Origin of the sequence: Oceaniferula marina (assembly GCF_013391475.1) — a bacterium.
Classification (GTDB): domain Bacteria; phylum Verrucomicrobiota; class Verrucomicrobiia; order Verrucomicrobiales; family Akkermansiaceae; genus Oceaniferula; species Oceaniferula marina.
Map to the genome: position 1 here is coordinate 488,298 of NZ_JACBAZ010000003.1, position 16,334 is coordinate 504,631.

Below are 16,334 nucleotides of genomic sequence, written 5' to 3' on the forward strand. Positions count from 1 at the left end.
TCGGTCAACCCTCATAGAGGCTCAACGTCTTGCTGGCTTTCTTTTATTCGTAGTGTGTCCAGAGCCTCAAAACTCTGATAACCCCTTCATTCTCATCAACCGAGTAGACCAGTCGATGCTGAATATTGATACGTCGAGAATACGCCCCCTTAAGATCCCCCACTAGCGGCTCAAAAGGCGGAGGGTCAGCAAATGGGTCTTCGGCTATAACCTCAAGCAGTTCCTTAGCTTTCTTCGCCATGTGAGTGCCCTTAAGTTTTTTAGCGTCCTTTTTGGACTGACGCGTATAAACCAGCTTATAACTCACAGATCGATCTCCTCTGAACAATCATCAATATTCTCGGCCATCCCCTGAATGATTGAATCTCTCATTCCCGGAATCCCAAGCAGATAAATAGTCTCTTGAATGGCTCGCCAATCATCCTCGGCGACCAAAACAGCATTGCCGCGCTTGCCCGTGATCTGAATAGGCTCATGCGTAGACTGTGCTGAATCTATGATTCTATATAGATCTGAGCGTGCTGATGTCGCTGTAATTGTCCTCATGGGTGAAGCGTGCGCTATAACGTTCGTTTTCGCAAGCTGATTCTTTTGCCCAATAAGGCTTAACGAATACCGCCATTCCGATGACTTCAGCCTCTCCAATGCTATTACTGGGCTTCTTTGACTAGGAAATCATCGATAACAAAGAGTTTGCCGCTTTTTTTGTCCGTCCCCAATGTGAGGTAGTAGTCGCTGTGCTTGCCTGTTTTGAACGTGGCGGTGAAGGTGCCTTTGCCCTTGGGGATAGCTTTGTTGAGGGTGGTGGCAGCCTCGCCTCCATCCTTGCTTTTGGCGGCTATGAACCGTCCTTCCGCATTCTCATTAAGGTATTCGAAGCGGATCGTGTATTCCGTGTTTGGTTTTAGTTTGAGCGTCGACTGAAGCGTGCGGTAAATCTCACCGGTTTTTCCTTCGTTGAGGTTTTTCAAAGAAAAATTTCCGTTGATGGTATCTTTGGTTTTCCCCGGATTCAGCTCGGAGAGGTGAGTATGATCGGTTCCATTCGCGGCAACAAACGGCCCCCATTGCTCATCCACATGTTCAAAGTCCTCAAAAACCAATGCGTTTTTACGGTCGGTTTTCCCTTGAAGCTCAATGATCCGAACATCGTCGAACCGTGCAGATGATCCCGCGTCACCCTGCTCGGCCCAAAGCATGAGATTCACCTTCCCTCCCCCTTTGGGGGCATCAAATTCAACGGCAAGGCGCTGGAAGGTCGTACCTTTATACTTCAAGCGACCTTCGGAACGAACGTGGTCGGTCCGGTCCACCCAGTTACTCAGCATTTTTTGTCCCGGGGCGTTCACCCCGATCGAGGCCTTACGTCCTCCGGTCACCTTCACCCAGACAGAGGCGGTGTAGGTCGTCCCGGATTTTAACCCGCTGATCGTCTGGGAAACGCCGACCGCTTTGGCATCACCCGATTTGCCGGAGTCCAAACTCAGCATCGCGTTGGCATGGGCATCCACCACAATCTTGGCCTCTCCCGTGCTTCCCTCGCTTTGCTGCTTCGTCCACGAATCAAAGGTTTCACTACTGAAGCCCGGGTCTTTCACATGTCCACCCTCACCCCAGATGACATTCTGGGCAGGAGCTGCTGCCGGATAAAGAACATACGGCGTATTGGGCTCGGCCAGAATACCTACCTTACCATCAACCACGGAGAGATCTTGGACAAACTTACGACCCAAACGCGTGAGTTGGTAGAGCTTGAGCGTTTTATTGTTTTTCCAGCTCTCGGGAAGCTCCCAGGTTCGGGTTTCGGTGCTGGTGCTACGGTAGTAGATTTTATCTTCCTTCACGGGGTCCCATGGAATGAACATGCTGTAACCATCGCTGAGAAGTACGCCGTCCCGGTAAAGTTTCCAACCGTTGGAATCTTCAACATGCACCTTACCCTCGAAATCGATGCGTTTGTCCGTCATCCTGGTGATCGGGAAATGCTGCATGTACTTGGTCGGTAGATTGGTTGTGAAGAAGGCATCCACCACTTTGTTAAAGTTGTAATTGTTTTCCCATCCGCCCACGCCAAAGGCCTTTGCTCCTTTCAGGAGTGGGTGCTGTTTGAAAATATCAGCGACATGGTTTTTTATGAAGCGAATCAGCTTGGTATCGGGAACCGCGTAGAGGTGGTGAGCCCAAAGTAACTGCCGCTCCATCGGTCCGAAATATTCGGTGGCGACCATCCAACCGTTGTCATTCAGTTTGCTGCCTAATTTGTGGGCAGCCCAGAAATCATTCCCGTAGTGATCGCCATACACATCCACATACACCCATGAAAGTCCCGGGAGCTCTTCATTCATCTGGTCAAGACGGGCATCCAGGCTGCCGGAAAGGATGTCTTTGCGGTAGTCCATTTTCAGAGCGCTGTCATACCATGACCACCCACCTTGGTATGGCACCCTAAGGATAGTGTCGCTGAAGTTTTTCGCCTCAGGATAGGATTCCGACACGTTAATGTGCACACCGGGTTTGATATTGTACTTCGGAGCATGTTTCAGAAACACCGAGAGGTCATTGAGTCCCCCTGCACGACGGTTGTAATTACCGGCACAGTCCGGGTGCGCGGCGTCATGCCCTTCCGATTGGTATCCTTTGAGCTGGATCATCTGTCCGAAGCCATCAAGCATCAAGTTCAGCTGCTTGGCATCTTCCAAGGCACGCAAAAAGGGCGCTATCGCCACACTGCCACCATTGAAACTGATATACGAAATCGAGCTGCGAATGTCATCGGATCCCACCGGCTCGGGCATGTTCTTCCGGTAAGCAATCGCGCCGTCCTGCCAGTTGACGGTGCCGTCCCCATTTTCATCCGCTGTGATGAACACTTTCGACCAAGGAAGCGCAAGCGTCTCGGTATCAATTTCACGATACGTCCAGACACCATTCCAGATTGAATACCTTTTTTGATCGCCGCTCGCCGTCGTCTGTGCCCGGACCCGCTCATACTGGATGACATTGTTATCGATGCTGGCCGCAAGCTGACCGGTGTTGATGACCGCATAGCTTTGCTTGACCGGGGCTTTATCGACAGCTTTATCCGCAAGGGTGGTGAACTCTTCGGTGATTTTGTTCCAGTTGCCGGTTGTCAGGGCTGTGGCAAGTGCCGCATCGCTTTGGTTGCTTTGGATGGAAACGAGGGCATGATTGGGAAACTCAATACTCTTCACCTTGAACGCCCCCTTTTCATCCATATCAGAGACCTTCCACTGCAACACATTGCCGGCAACACTGAGGTCCACGCTCATGCTGAGCTTGAGTTTGGCGAAATCCAATTGATATCGGGCCTTGTCGCTGCCCATTTTGCGGAAACTCACTTTCGGAGTGTGCGCTTCCCCGTTGATCTTCACCTCGCTCAATGCGGCTTCCTGGCCATAAAGAACCGCTTTGCTCTCCTTCCATGTGTAGTCGATCACCCGCGGAAAGGCAGCGTCAATCTGCACATTCAACTGATCGGATTCGATGGTCTCGGACTTGGCACTGAGGGGGAAAGCACTCAGAAGGAAACCGGCGGAGCTAGAAAATACAATCGACTTCAAGAAGTGGGTTCTCATCGCCACAGATATTCGTCGATGAACGTATATTATCAAGCGATAAGCATGGCGGCTAAATTTATGCCTGTTTGACAAAAAAAGCCCCGCCACGCAGGGTAATGGATGGTTTTAGCTGCAACTATACGTTTTCGATTGTGTGATGACAGCGCTTGTATCATGCTGATGTTATGAGATTTTCCAAAGCATTTTATTGGCTTGTATGCCTCATGCTCCAGCACACTACCCACCCACTGCAGGCGCAGCATTGGAATTTCGCTCCTGAACGTGATGCTTTTTCTTCTGACTCCCTACTGGATTTACGTGAGCTCAACGAGCGCACGGCAGGAGAAAAAGGCTGGGTTCAAGTGACAGCCGACGGCGATTTCGCACTAGGCAACGGTCAATCGGTTCGCTTCTGGGCAGTCAATACAGGTGTGGCGCGCGATTTACCCTTCGTGGCCCGCCCTCGCTGGTCACAACAAGCGCCAGACCTCCACCATCACGCCCGCTGGTTGGCAAAGCGCGGTGTCAATATGGTCCGCTGTCACAGCCACATCAACCCGGACCTCAACAAACACCCCCACGCCAAGATCTCCGATGCCAATATGGCTGAAGTCGAGTGGATCTGGCGCACCGTCGCTGCCATGAAACAACAGGGCATCTACACCACGGTATCCCCCTATTGGGCCAACAGTATGAAAAGTGACGATCCGCACTGGGGCACCTCCTGGAACGGCAACCATCACGGCTTGCTCTTTTTTAACCCCACACTGCAGGCCGCCTACAAGGAATGGCTGCGTGTTCTCTTCACTACCCGCACTCCACATCTGGGGGGAAAAACCCTGGCCGAAGAACCCGCGCTGGCGATCTTCCAGATTCAGAATGAAGACAGCTTGCTCTTTTGGACCGTGCAAAATCTCGACGGCCCGGCCAAACAGATGATTGGTAAACAATTTGCCACCTGGGCCTCCACAAAATACGGCTCACTCAACAAGGCCATCACCACCTGGGGCGGTGGCTCGCTCAAGGGAGATGCTCTCGATGCGGGCGTGCTCGACCTGCAACTCGTCTGGCACCTGACCAGCGACGCCCAAAGAAAAGGAGCCAAACGAACCCCTCGACTCAACGATCAATTGCAGTTTTTAACCGAAACCATGCACAGCTTTCACGTATCAATGGCCAGGTTTGTCCGCGAGGATCTCAACTGCCCCGTACTGATCAACGCCGGCAACTGGAAGACGGCCGATGACATCCTACTCAACGATGCCGAGCGTTACAGCTACACCGCAAACGAAGTGCTCGCCTGCAACCGATACTTTGGCGGGATCCACCAAGGAAAACACCGTGGCTGGGCCATCGTAAAAGGAGATCGCTACACCAGTGAATCGGTGACCGCCGGTGCACACCGCAAGTTTCCACTCAATCTCAAACAAGTCCACGGCCACCCCATGCTGGTGACTGAAAGCGCCTGGGTGTTCCCTAACGAATATGCTGCCGAGGCTCCCTTCCTCGTCAGTGTTTACAGTAGCCTGACCGGAGTCGATGCCTACTACTGGTTTGCCACCGGGACGGATGAATGGACGCCTCCCCAATCAGCCAACGGCTACCTCCCGTCACAGGGGAAATGGATTTTTTCCACACCCGAGATGGCCGGGCAGTTCCCCGCCGCCGCACTGTCGTTCCGCCTCGATTATGTCCGCCGCGCAAAGCCCGCAGTCAGTGAACACCGCGCGTTGACGTCCATCTGGAATGGCCGAACCCCGGTCATCGCTGAAACATCAGGATTTGACCCCAACCGGGATGCCGGAGATATCGCAGCTGGATCCTCGGTGAAGAACGGCGTTGATCCTGCAGCCTTTTTTATGGGACCGGTCGAAGTGCACTACGGTTCTCCTGAAAAACACACACGGGTCTCCAATATTGCCCGGCACGTCAAAGGTGGCCGCATCCAGAGTCTAACTGGGGAAGTTTCACTCGATACCACCACTCGGCAATGCACGGTGAATGCCGCCCGCTGCCAAGGCGTAACCGGACACTTCGGGCCGAATGCAGCACCCATACACCTGACCGATGTCGATATCCTATGCAAAAACCGACATGCCACCGTGATGCTTGTTTCCATGGACGGCAAAGCGATCCAACAATCGGGAAAACTTCTGGTTCAGGTTGGCACCCTTGCCCGGCCCAGCGGCTGGAAGACCCAACCGGTACAAATCAAAGCTGCTGGCGGCGGCCAGACAATCGATGGCCGGGAGATCATCGACTACGGTGGCCCTCCCTGGCAGGTGCGTAACGCGATGGTCCAGTTACGGGTTCGCAACACAGGACTCCGCAAGGCCACCGTGCTCGACATGAACGGTATGCCTGTTCGAGATATTCCTCTAACTCAAGGCCGCTTCGATTTTCCTCAGGATGCGATGTACGTCCTCTTGAGGTAGAAATCAGCCGTCTCAACTTGAATCCACACCGCGGGATGGCTGTCGAGCTTAAGTAATGGAAGTCACCTTCCAGTCCAGCGTCTCCCCAGCATGCATGGGAACCACGCGATGGCCGTGCCCCTCATATGCTTGAGGTATTTCGAATGGGGTTTTCGTAACGGTCACCATTTTCTCGGCAGGTTTCACACCATACTGCCGCTGGGCATTCTCGGAGATAAAGTCTTGAAGGTTTTCCAGCGCGCCATGTTGATCAAACAACTGGGCCAGTCGAGCGACAGCGAGAGGGGCAGTGAAGACACCAGCCGCACAACCACAACATTCTTTCTTGGAGATCGGGTGGGGTGCGGAATCGGAACCAAACATCAATTTCGGGTGAGCCCTGAGTGCAGCATCCAATAATGCCTCGCGGTCTTCGGGTCGCTTCGCAATCGGCTTGCAAAACAAATGGGGGTTGAGCAGCCCACCGGCGACATCATCCAGAGTGATGATGAGGTGCTGGAGTGTGACCGTGGCACGTAGATTCTCATAACGGTCCAGGAGGCTCACGGCCTTCGCCGTCGTGATATGCTCCATCGTGATCTTGAGCTTGGGAAACTTGGTAGCGATATGTTCGTAAATGGAAAGAAACTCGGATTCACGATCCATGACAAAGCCATGGGTCTCACCATGGACCATCAATGGAATCTCCATCTCCTCCATCATTTTGAATACATGCTCCACGGAATCAATTTGAGCCACCCCCGCTTCGCTATTCGTCGTCGCGCCCGCAGGATACAGTTTCATTCCGATCATATGATCTTTGGCTGCGGCTAGTTCTGCTTCCGTATAATCCTTAAAGAAGAGCACCATATACGGGTCAAAGGCGTGCCCCTCCGTATTCGCCATGATACGTTGCTTATAGGCTTGTAACATCTCAAGGCTGGTCACAGGTGGCACCAAATTGGGCATAATCACCGCTCCCGAAAAGGTTTCGGTCGTTAAAGGAGTGACCAATTGCATCATCTCCGCATCGCGAAGATGAAGGTGCATATCCAAAGGTGCGCGTAGCGTGATTTCCATGCCGCTACTTCGCCTAGATTGTCCGAGCCGTCAAGTGCGGAGCGTGATTACGGGATGGGCAGGGTTAAGCTGAGAACGAGTCTTGCAAGAGTTCGAGTGCTTCAGCTGTGTTTTTTTCTTCGGTCAAGTCAAAGACAGAGATGGCTCCATCAGCAGTTTCCACATTGGGATTGGCTAATATCGAGGCCGTTTTTTCCGCGCCGAACGTTTCGACTAAGTCTCTTCCAAAAGAAAAGTCTTCGGCCGTAAGGATGTTTTGTTGTTCAAAGTCAGACTGATAACGAATCAACTCGGTGAGAGCTTCAATTGGCCCCGCTGAGAGGTGGACTCCGTTCCAGCTGGAATTGACAGCCTTCAAGCCGTAGGCTTCCATGTTATCGAGAAGCGTTCGCCTGATGCTACCTGTTTGAGCGGCGTCAGGAGCGGTGGCTCCAATCAATGATTGGCGGGCTTCTTTCCAGCTGATGTCTCCGGTGAGTGTGAGAGCGACAATGCAACGTCCGGGTTGGGTGAAATGCTCCAACTGCCTCGGATGGAACCCGTTGACCAGATAGATCGCTTCACCGTCAAGCGTGATGGAGCTTGCGTAGGTTCCTCCGGCGAGTTTTTCGGCTTTGGTGTTTTGCCACAGATAGTCCAATGAGACCGCTGATAATTCAGGGAAGCGTGCGATGATTTCGAGACCTCCCAGAACGGGTGCTGATGAGAAAGGTTCTCCGAAGATGGATTCGAATGTTTGTTTCGCTCCATCGGATGCCGCGGTTTGAACATCACGGGCGATTTGGTTGATCACACCATAATGCTGGGCAATGATGCCATGCTTTGAGAGATAGCCAGCAGAGAGGACTCGAGCATTTTTCACCGTCAAATCAAAGGCTGTGATTTTCTCGAATATCATTGCCATGATTTGGCGCGTATCCAGCCCAGGCGTGTCTAAAAGTAACTCAGGCTTGATAAAGAAGAGAAATTCATTGCTCCCTTGCGCATCAGGGCTCTCATCAACCATTTGATTGAAGAGGTCGGTGGTGCGCGCTTGGTCGATGGAGCTAAGGATGTTATCTAAGTGCATATGGGGAGTGTCCATGGTTCGGTGAGGGGAGCCAATGGTATAATGTGTTGATTTGCTCACCCCCTGTGGGGGATGAGGGAGGAGTTAGCGTATGGAAATGGTATAGTTGGTTTGTAAGATACTGCTGCCGGGCGATACGCTGATCTTATAATTCCAATATTTCATATTGTTGCTCGGTTTCGATGTGGGCGCTGTAAAACTCAATGTGTGGCGCGTTTTATTTTTGCTGCTTGATTTTAAATTTTCGGCCCTACGCCCCTGAGCAAGGGTCGTGTAAACAATAGAGACATTGGTTTTTTTGTCTGAAGAGACAGTGACTGTAAATCGTTCACCAGGTTTACATGCCACTAAATGGGATGTGGATCCTGGAGATTTGACCCAGCCTTTTTTGCCGCTCACTTTACCTTCTAATGCGTAAGCACAGGTAGAGATAGCAAGAAGTGATAATAGCGAATAAAGAATTGTTCTACGTTTCATGATGTTATTTTTCTTTGAATGTTAGAATTTCATTGCTTCAAGCGGGGTTTCCCTGAAGTGACAACCATGACGAAGGCAAGTTCGTGATTTTTGATATACGAACGACTTCAACTAAAGGAATGCATCAGAGTTTCTAATGCATGCATATCCTCTATCCCCTCCGCTTGACAAGACAATAACAAGACGACTCTATCAATCGATTCCATCTTCTGCAGCATTTAGGATAAAAAAACCCCGCCGATCCTGGGGTGGACGGGCGGGGCTTGGGGAATGTTGCGCCGCAGAATGCGGCTTGCGATGTGTATTACGCTTTCGCCTTGGTTTTCCCTTCGAAATGGTCTTCGATTTCTTCGAGGGTTTTGCCTTTGGTTTCGGGTAGGAAGTCGCCATCATACATCGCTGAAGTTGGCGCGTTTCTCAGCGAGGTGCGCCTTGACTGCCTTGCGTGCGCGATGGAGATCGAGATCATCACAGGATCGTCCGCCGTTTTTCAGATTGCCGTTTTGGTCGAAAGTGCAGATGCATCCACCTTGGAAAACAATCTCAATATCACCGTTAGGCATAGTGCGGAGTTCAGGGGCGGGGCTCATATTCGCCTGTGTTGAGACTTCAGTCGAAGAAGGCGCCGTCGCATTTTCGGGGGGAGGCGCCACGCAGGACGAGGTAGCGAAAGACAAGCCAAGAGCCAGAAGCGGAATGAATAATTTAGTCATGGTTTTATTTTAGTGTGAATGAGGTATTTAATCCCTATTAATCCTTGTTGTTCCATTTCGTTCTTTAGATTGATCAATCTTGCATTCCGCGTGCCCAGGAGGGTTGGCCGTTTTTAATCGCATAGGCGAGGACTTTGTCGCGCAGGACGCCTGTCCGAGTGTCAAACAGCTCGACCGTCGCGGGGCCATGGTTTCCACGAGACTTCACGACCATTTGAGATTGACCGGAGGTGAAGTGATGGGATTCAATGTTGGGTGAGGCGGTGCGTAAGGTTGAGACGACCCGGCCATTTTGCATGATCTGAACCTGACGCTGACCGACGGTGGCAGTCATGCGCCCGTACCCCTGTGGGTGGTTACCGTGTACATTGTTGCGGGTGTAGTTGGTGTAACCGGCACGATACCCTGCGCTGAATTTATATTGAGTCGAGGGATTGTATTCATAGCTGTAACGGCGGAAATTTTGTGATTTATTTGTTTGGCCATCGGAGCGACCATGACCGTAGCCCATGCGGTAGGCGGCCTGTTGGTCAGCGGCATAGTTATTAGCCGGTGCATAGGCCGCGGGGTCGTAGGTTAGGTTACCATTGGCACCGGGTTCGACAACACAGGAGGTGAACATGCAGGATGACGCGCCGATGAAGGCCAGAATGATGGTTTTGTTGATAGTTTTCATAGAGTACATCTTCGACATATATGTGTGGTTAAACGGTCTGTCAAGGAAACGGCTCAATTTGTGCTAAGCTCGAGGATATCCAGCCGCAAAACAGAGAGGATGGGTTTCATCAGCCGATCTCTGAGAATAACGCGCAATCAATTACTTTTTCTGCGCCGGAGCAAAGTGCCTCCTAATAAGCCTAGGCTGGCGAGGATTCCCGTGCTCGGTTCAGGAATCACTGTCAATGTGATGATGCTAGAGGTACCGGGGCTGTAGTCGGCATCTTGGTACGACAGGCGGAAGGTGTTTATACCCTCGGTGATCAAGTCACCTTCGAGGATAGAGCTGTTGTCATCTCTGAGGAAGAAGCCGCCCCAGCTGTCACCATCCATATAGTCAATGAGCGCAAATTTTGTACCGTCTGCCAGTGGGGTATCAACGCTGCTTGTTATAACGGGGTCCAAATAAGCACCGATTGGGCTGATTTCGAAGTTGCCGGTAGTGATCATGAGTTGTGATTCTTGCAAGTCTGGCCTCAAGAGTGTTTGAAACGTCGAGAGACCTTCCATGAAGACGTCATTGGATGTCGTAAAGGTCTCCGTGCCGTTCCCTCCGAAGACACCCAGTTGGCCGAATGGCTGAACCCGGATATAACCATCACCGGTGATTGTTCCCGTCGGCTCAAGCCGGCCTGAAACCAATAGTCCTCCGTCGTTGCGGATGGTGCTTGATGCTGCCACGACTGCAGCACCTGCTTGTATGTCAACTAGAGCATTCACACCGATGTCGATGGAGCCTCTTTCCAGTAATTGGGGGGTGCCGGCACCAGAGGTGACCTCGAGTTTTGCCGATTCAGTGACGTTGATTTGGTCACCCGCTTGAATAAATGCTAATCGCTGGGTGGATACGGTCCCGGTTCCGGAGATTGTTATATTACCACCAGCTGTGCCAAGTAGATCCGTCGAATAGCGTGCGTTGTCCCCGAGGGTAATGGTGTTTGTTCCTGTAGCTACGCTAGCACCTGAGCTCTCTACGGTGGAAGACGCGCCGATATTAACTGTGGCACCTGTGAGGGTGAAGTCGTTGGTTGCCAAGCGGGCACCGCCAACTCCGAGGTTAACGGTTCCGCCAACAACCCGGAGGTCACCGGTTTCCAAAACGCTCTGTGAGCCAATGAGGGAGAGCTCGCCACCGCTATTGACACGCATTTCCTGACTGGGGCCGGTATTGAAAATAACATAAGACTGATCAATATTGAGCGTGCCGTTGACAACAGCGCTATTGGATTGATTGAAATTGGCCCGGGCTGAGTCTGCAAGGCCATCAACCAAACTACCTGATTCAAAAAAGCGGAGGGTTGTCCCACTGGCAACATCGATGGTGGTTGGTGAGTTTTGGTCCCCAGTGAGTTTTATGATGCTGCTGGTGCCGGTTCCTTCTGACCGCAGTGACAGTTGTGAGGTGACTCTGAATACGGGTTGGTTGCTTAGCTTCACCGAGGCATTGTTGAGTACCAGCTCCGTATTAGTTCCATGAAAGTCGAACTGAGTAGTTTGCGGATCCAGGTCCATGTCTTCGATGGTCAACGTGCTTAGTGTAAGTTTGTTAGGTCCGTTGAGGAGGTCAAAAAGCGTGGTACCAATACGTCCCACATTGCTGCCCCAAGTTACGTTCGTCCACAAACGCTGCTGTGGCTCTGCCTCGGAGTCGATGTCGTCGATGAATGCTAGTTCATTTCCTCCGGGGCTTGTGACGGTTAAGTTAATTGCTGTAACAGTAGGGTCGGCCGGATTTGTAAAAAAACTGTTGGCGACGCTGCTAAAATCTCCACTCACTTCGGTTTGTGCGAAAGCGCTTTGCGAAACGAGTGCTAAGCCGATCGTCAATGCGCTTCTGGATGTCCTACAAAAGTGTGGAGCTAGGGTCGACTGAAACAGTCGGGCTGCTCTATTGGTTTGGGAGGATAGTTGGAAATGACTTCTCATTAGAATGATAGCTAGTCACACACTGGAGAGCATAGTCAAGAACTATTCTCTCGCAGCTTGCCCGTTCATATTATTTCGGTTAGGTCGGCAGAGGTCATAATGTGTCACGGGGTATGGTTAAGGCCTGCCAGATTTTGAGGGCATAAAAAACCCAGTCAGATACGGCCGTTATGGCTCGTTTCAGACTGGGTTTGGATGAGATGTTTTGCTATATCTGAATTTCTAATCAGATGATCTCACGAGGGCTGGATCACGCCTTTGCCTTGGTTTTCCCTTCGAAGTGGTCTTCGATTTCTTCGAGGGTTTTGCCTTTGGTTTCGGGTAGGAAGAAGGCGGCGGTGATGAAGTAAATCACGGTGAAGCCACCCCAGACGTAGAACATGGCGTAGAAGCCATATTGGCCGACCACGGCGGGGAACAGGAAGGCACTAAGGAACTGGACACCATTGTTAAGCACCATGGCGACACCCATACCGATCGAACGGATACGGGTCGGCATGAGTTCGGTGAGTGCGAGCCAGACACAGACGCCGGGGCCAACGGCGAAGAATGCCATGAAAGCACTGAGGATGATAGTGATCCAGAGGCCGGTGTTCCCGCTGGCAATCGGGCCGTAATATGCCCGGCTGATTTCGAGCTTCTCCACATCCTTAACGATGGTTTTCTCGACTTTCTTGCCATCGACATCAACCCAGCGCGTCTCACTGGGCGGTTCGATGGTGAGGACCCGACCGGCAGACTCATTTGCATTGGAGAAGGCGGTAGCCACCACGGGCTTTGCCTCTTTGCCCTCACTGTCTATAAATTTGTAAACCACGTTGAGCTGGCCGGGGACATTGCCGATGAGTTGGTCAAAGGCTGGGTCTTCAAGGTTCACCTTCAGGCTTTTGCCGTCTTCAGCGAGACCGGCCTGGACGAGTTCGCTGGCATCCACCCGCTTCGTCTCAAACTGGCTGAACAGCATGCCGGCAGCAACCAGACAAAAGATGAGACCGCCGGTACCGATGCTGAGCAAAATCTTGCGGCCGACTTTGTCCACCAGAATCGTACCGAGAAAGGTGAAGGCGACGTTAATAGAGGTGATGATGATCAGCTTGCTGGTGGCATCACCCTCGTCGAGTCCGGCACCCTGGAGGATTTTGGCGGCGTAGGCGATGATGGTGTTGACGCCGGTCGCTTGGGTGCAGGCGAGGATCACGCAGGCAATAATGAAGGGGACAACGTATTTGCGCTGCAGCAACGAACCGGATGCCTTGCTTTCGCCGGCTTCTGTCGAATCATCGCTTTTGCCGTCATGTTCTCCCATTTCGCTGATTTCGAGCTGGGCTTGCTCTTCGCTACGGGAGAGGCGCAGCACGTCGAGTGCCTCTTCCTTGCGTCCGCGTCTGTATAACCAGCGTGGTGATTCTTTCAGAAACAGAGCACCGATGGTGAACAGGATCCCGGGCACGGAAGCCACCAGAAACATCATGCGCCAGGCTTCGTCGTCGGCTTTAAAGATCAAGTCCGGATTACCTGCTGCGACGTCCACAGCTTTGTCACGAATTCCAGTGAAGTACTTCGCAACCCCGCCGGCAACGGGAAGACCGGCCACCAACATCAGTCCGAAAGCAGAGGTTCCTCGCCCGCGGATATAGGAAGGCAAACACTCGGCCATGAAGAGCGGGACAATCACACAGATCAATCCGCCGGAAAGCCCCATCAGCACACGGCCAACCAACAGGGAGTAAAAGCCCGATGAGGTGTAAATGAGCAGAATACTGGTGATGAAGATTAAACCGGCAGCAATCATCCCCTTTTTGCGGCCGATCAATTCGGCCAAACCACCGGCAAACAGAGCGGCAAGCAAGCCGCCGACGAAATAAATCGCAACCATCAGCCCCTGCTCGGCCTCGGTCATCGTGATGGTTTTATCCAGATAAAGCAGAGCACCTGAAATGATGCCGAAGTCCACGCCGGCGAGCAGGCCGCCCATGCCGGAGATCAGGATGAGAAAGGGAAGATACCACGCGGGTTTTGACGCGTTGGAGCCGAGTTTTGACGATGTTTGGGAACTCATAATCCGAGTTAGGTTGTTTGAAATTGGTTGATGTTGGGTGAAGTGATAGGGCGATTGCGAGGCATGCGCCAAGCAATCGCCCTAGAAGTCATGCATGATCTAGGCGCTAACCCAAGTCATTTCGTACGGCTTGAGCTCAACGCTGTGTTGCACACCTTTGGCATCGCTAAAGGTGGTGGTTTGAGGCTCATCCGTATGGTTGGCTACAGCAATTTTTCCCGTTGCTGCGTAATAAGCGCAGTCGGTGTTCGGGTTGTCGCAGATCAAGGTATCAAGCGAAGTCTCCTTGCCGGCTGCCCAAGCAATGGCGCGCAGCAGCAAGCGGGAGTTCTCGAGATCGTAAGGAAGCTCCGAGAGATACACGCCGCGGCCATTGGCGAACGCATTCGCGGCCAGCTGGACGTGTCCTTTTTCCGATGTCGAGATGACGTCGGCGTCGCTGGACGCCGGGTAAACAAAACTCATGCCAGCGCCGAGCTGGATGTCCTCAGAAATGCCATCGGTGATGAAGTGGCTGTCCGGGGTGTTTGCCTTACGGGCGGCGACCATGCAGCTTTGCCCGGTTTCCTTCTGCACGCCAAGCACGTCTTCGAGCTGAAGGTAGCGTCCGTTGTGCTGGTGGCCAGCCGGGTCGGTGATGCCGAGGAACCCGCCACCGTTGGCGACCCACTCACGAACCGGTCCGATGATGGCCGGGTCGGCCCACTCACGTCCACCGGTCCAGGCAGTGTCGCCGGTGCCGTCGTTGATGATCACATCGATATCGGCAGGGATGCCGTTCTCGCGGATTTCATCGAAACTGATAAAGGTAACATCGACCGGCAGGCCGGAAAGGCACTCCAGCATGTTTGAGCCGGCAATGACGGTGACGTCCGGGCGCTTGTCGAGGAACTTCTGGTGCGGATTGGTGTAATTGATCCATGCTCGCAGGTTACCCCAGCAGTTGAGCACGGCAACTTTCAGCGGCAGGCGCTGGGAAAGCTCCCCATCGGTACCGTCGCGGATTTCGCGAAATTCGTTACAGATGGTCTCAACGCTTTGCACAAAGTCCGGGAATTTAGCGGCCAGCGAGAGGTAACCGCCGTAACCGATGCGATCGACAGGCATCCGCAGCATCGCGCGGCGAATCTTCGCCCAGTTGGAAATGGATTCTCCGGCTGGGTCCCCCCCTTCGCGGAAGACATCCGGGAAGAAATACGGGTAGAGGCGGATTTCCTTTTCCAGCTTACCCGGGGTGTCGGAAAGGCGGCGCAAAGCGACGCCATCCTCGACCGCACCAATGTTGATATCGATGCCGATCTCTTGATAAGATGGGTGATAGAACTCGGCACCAATCCAGTGGTCTCCCCAGAAAATGGCGGCTTTTTTACCGGCGGCATGCACTTTTTTCACCAGTTCTTTACCGAATTTGACGGTGAAGTCCTGAATGAAAGTCATCCAGTCGCGGTAGGCCTTGGTCGGCACACGGTAGGTCGCATTGTAATACCCGTCATCGACAAAGTCCTCAGCAGTGAGTGCGTAGCCGAAGCGTTTCTCGAAGTCCTCGAGCGCTGGGATACTGATGGTGTCCTGATAACCGGTCCAGTCACGGAACTTGTCCACCGCATTCTCATCGGAGTCGACACAGAAGTGGTAAGCGAAGGTCGTCAGGCGGACGACGTCGGTGTCCTTGTGGCTGTCGATCCAACTGTCGAAGAATCCCATCAGGTGGTCCCAGGTTTCCTGATGATAGGGGTCCACGCTGATCACCTTCGGGGTCGTCCAGTTGTTTTGGATGTGGTTGTACATCGATGTCGTGTCCCAGGTCAGATAGACAAGGACATTGACCGTGTATGAGTGCCATGGGGCGATGCCGGTCACGGTAACGATACCGCTTTCGTTATCCACGGACCACTTTTCCGCGGGCACGATCTCACCGGTGGTGCGGTCGATGACCTGCCACCAGCGTTTTGGATCGTTATCGAAATCAAGTTCGTATTTATCGCGGCAGAGGGTCGCCAGCGGGTCGATCTCGACGCTGTCCGACGTGGCTGTAACCGCATCCGAGATCAGGAATTTCTGGTGCAGCGACTTTGGGTTGGCACGCGGATACTCTTGGTCGGCACGGACGATGCAGACCGTGGAATAAATCTGATAACCCATCTCCAGAATTTGAGGAGAAAGGGCGGTGCCGTCACTGTCGCGGATATAGTCCGCGCCCCAGCGATCAAACATTTCGACGACGGTGTCTTCTGCACCGGTTTCTGCGGGCAAGGTGACCCGGCCTGTGGATGGATTCGACATAGAAATTAGTTGGTTAGA

General features: G+C 52.7%; 12 protein-coding genes. 1 reads left to right on the forward strand and 11 read right to left on the reverse strand.

From position 1 onward, the window contains the following. Positions 1-43: 43 nt before the first annotated feature. The 3 genes from HW115_RS09815 to HW115_RS09825 all read right to left on the reverse strand — a co-directional run bounded on the left by HW115_RS09815 (position 44) and on the right by HW115_RS09825 (position 3,596). Positions 44-307, reverse strand: coding sequence for a Txe/YoeB family addiction module toxin (locus tag HW115_RS09815; RefSeq protein ID WP_178932444.1), 264 nt, complete (start codon positions 305-307; stop codon positions 44-46). Then, a complete protein-coding gene (locus tag HW115_RS09820) occupies positions 304-546 on the reverse strand; it encodes a type II toxin-antitoxin system Phd/YefM family antitoxin (RefSeq protein ID WP_178932445.1) in 243 nt (80 codons plus the stop codon). The genes HW115_RS09815 and HW115_RS09820 overlap by 4 nt, the downstream gene beginning before the upstream one ends. A 104-nt stretch (positions 547-650) precedes the next feature. Then, positions 651-3,596, reverse strand: coding sequence for an endo-alpha-N-acetylgalactosaminidase family protein (locus HW115_RS09825; RefSeq protein ID WP_178932446.1), 2,946 nt, complete (start codon positions 3,594-3,596; stop codon positions 651-653). Between the two features lie 206 nt (positions 3,597-3,802). Here HW115_RS09825 and HW115_RS09830 point away from each other — a divergent pair, with 206 nt between their 5' ends. Beyond that, positions 3,803-6,013, forward strand: coding sequence for a hypothetical protein (locus HW115_RS09830; protein ID WP_178932447.1), 2,211 nt, complete (start codon positions 3,803-3,805; stop codon positions 6,011-6,013). 48 nt (positions 6,014-6,061) lie between these two features. Here HW115_RS09830 and pyrC read toward each other — a convergent pair whose 3' ends face one another. The 8 genes from pyrC to gnpA form a co-directional block, all read right to left on the reverse strand. Beyond that, positions 6,062-7,072 (reverse strand): dihydroorotase, encoded by a 1,011-nt coding sequence (gene pyrC, locus HW115_RS09835; protein ID WP_178932448.1) that lies wholly within the window; start codon positions 7,070-7,072, stop codon positions 6,062-6,064. A gap of 64 nt (positions 7,073-7,136) precedes the next feature. Beyond that, positions 7,137-8,141 carry a hypothetical protein gene (locus HW115_RS09840; protein WP_178932449.1) on the reverse strand — a complete coding sequence of 335 codons (1,005 nt, stop codon included), beginning with the start codon at positions 8,139-8,141 and terminating at the stop codon, positions 7,137-7,139. An 84-nt stretch (positions 8,142-8,225) separates the two neighbouring features. Further along, the gene (locus tag HW115_RS09845; RefSeq protein WP_178932450.1) at positions 8,226-8,618 is read right to left on the reverse strand and encodes a hypothetical protein; all 393 of its coding nucleotides are present in this window, start codon (positions 8,616-8,618) and stop codon (positions 8,226-8,228) included. Between the two features lie 389 nt (positions 8,619-9,007). Beyond that, on the reverse strand, positions 9,008-9,331 hold the full coding sequence (locus HW115_RS09850) for a hypothetical protein (RefSeq protein ID WP_178932451.1): 324 nt from the start codon (positions 9,329-9,331) through the stop codon (positions 9,008-9,010). A 73-nt stretch (positions 9,332-9,404) separates the two neighbouring features. Then, positions 9,405-10,007, reverse strand: a complete 603-nt coding sequence (locus HW115_RS09855; protein WP_178932452.1) for a hypothetical protein — start codon at positions 10,005-10,007, stop codon at positions 9,405-9,407. Positions 10,008-10,144: 137 nt separating this feature from the next. Further along, a complete protein-coding gene (locus HW115_RS20070; protein ID WP_178932453.1) occupies positions 10,145-11,824 on the reverse strand; it encodes a PEP-CTERM sorting domain-containing protein in 1,680 nt (559 codons plus the stop codon). A 400-nt stretch (positions 11,825-12,224) separates the two neighbouring features. After that, positions 12,225-14,033 carry an MFS transporter gene (locus tag HW115_RS09865; RefSeq protein WP_178932454.1) on the reverse strand — a complete coding sequence of 603 codons (1,809 nt, stop codon included), beginning with the start codon at positions 14,031-14,033 and terminating at the stop codon, positions 12,225-12,227. 99 nt (positions 14,034-14,132) lie between these two features. Then, a complete protein-coding gene (gene gnpA / locus HW115_RS09870) occupies positions 14,133-16,316 on the reverse strand; it encodes a 1,3-beta-galactosyl-N-acetylhexosamine phosphorylase (protein WP_178932455.1) in 2,184 nt (727 codons plus the stop codon). Positions 16,317-16,334 lie beyond the last annotated feature (18 nt).